Consider the following 922-nt stretch of genomic DNA (forward strand, 5'->3'; position numbering starts at 1 on the left):
CGAACGCGCCGTCGGGCAGTTCGTCGAGCCGGCTGCCGATCGCGGACATCGGGATGTTGACCGCCCTGGGCACGTGCCCTGCAGCGAACTCGTCGACCTCGCGCACGTCGATGAGCGGAGTGTCGACGCGCTCACGCAGCTGCTGAACGGTGATGGACTTCATGTCGGCCTCTCGGGTCGCGGCTCCGCCCGGCGGAGCAGGGGCATACACGAAGCGCCCGTCCGGAGACAGGCGCTTGGTGCGGATGCCGCTTACTTCTTGTTGCGGCGCTGGTGGCGAGTCTTGCGAAGCAGCTTGCGGTGCTTCTTCTTCGCCATGCGCTTGCGGCGCTTCTTGATGACAGAACCCACGGAAAACCTCACTATGTCGGGGTCTGGGCGCGGCGTGTGCGGCGCCCGGGAACGAGCAATTACGAAAAATGCCTCGGATCAGTCTAGCCGACGTCGGCGATCGGCCGTTGCAGGGCTTCTGTGACGGCCGACTCGGGCACCCGGTAGCTGCGGCCGAAGCGGACGGCGGGCAGTTCTCCGGAGTGCACCAGGCGGTAGACCGTCATCTTCGACACGCGCATGAGCTCCGCGACCTCGGCGACCGTGAGGAAGCGCACATCAGACAGCTCGGCCATGTCGATTCCTTCCCCAGGAGTGCTGCAGACACTCTAGAACGCGCGGGACCCCTGTGTAAACAAGGTGCTGCTGTGAACTGTGTGGCAGCTGGTGCCGATGGGATCCGCGTCACGCCTCCGGCCGCTGGCGGGCCTTGCGGTCGTGGGCCTCGCGCGCAGCCAGGCGCTCGAGCTTGCGCGCGTCGCGCAGCGCCTTCTCGGCCTGCCGCACCGCCTTCTGCGCCTCGCGGAACTTCTTGTCGTCGGCGATGTCGCCATCGTCGAGCGTGACCCACTGCTTGCGCTCACCCCGGCGA

General features: G+C 66.9%; 3 protein-coding genes and 1 pseudogene. All 4 read right to left on the reverse strand.

Annotated features, from left to right (window positions below):
* The coding region (locus B1729_RS20290; protein ID WP_275575864.1) for a rhodanese-like domain-containing protein at positions 1 to 163 on the reverse strand (163 nt) is incomplete at its 3' end.
* Positions 164 to 252: 89 nt separating this feature from the next.
* Positions 253 to 351: an AURKAIP1/COX24 domain-containing protein gene (locus B1729_RS20295; RefSeq protein WP_003792170.1), complete on the reverse strand. Its 99-nt coding sequence runs from the start codon at positions 349 to 351 to the stop codon at positions 253 to 255.
* Between the two features lie 83 nt (positions 352 to 434).
* Positions 435 to 626, reverse strand: a complete 192-nt coding sequence (locus B1729_RS20300) for a helix-turn-helix domain-containing protein (RefSeq protein WP_163618319.1) — start codon at positions 624 to 626, stop codon at positions 435 to 437.
* 109 nt (positions 627 to 735) lie between these two features.
* Positions 736 to 922: pseudogene (locus B1729_RS20305) on the reverse strand (TetR/AcrR family transcriptional regulator); the annotation flags it as partial.

Origin of the sequence: Microbacterium sp. B35-04, assembly GCF_010634885.1 — a bacterium.
GTDB lineage: Bacteria > Actinomycetota > Actinomycetes > Actinomycetales > Microbacteriaceae > Microbacterium.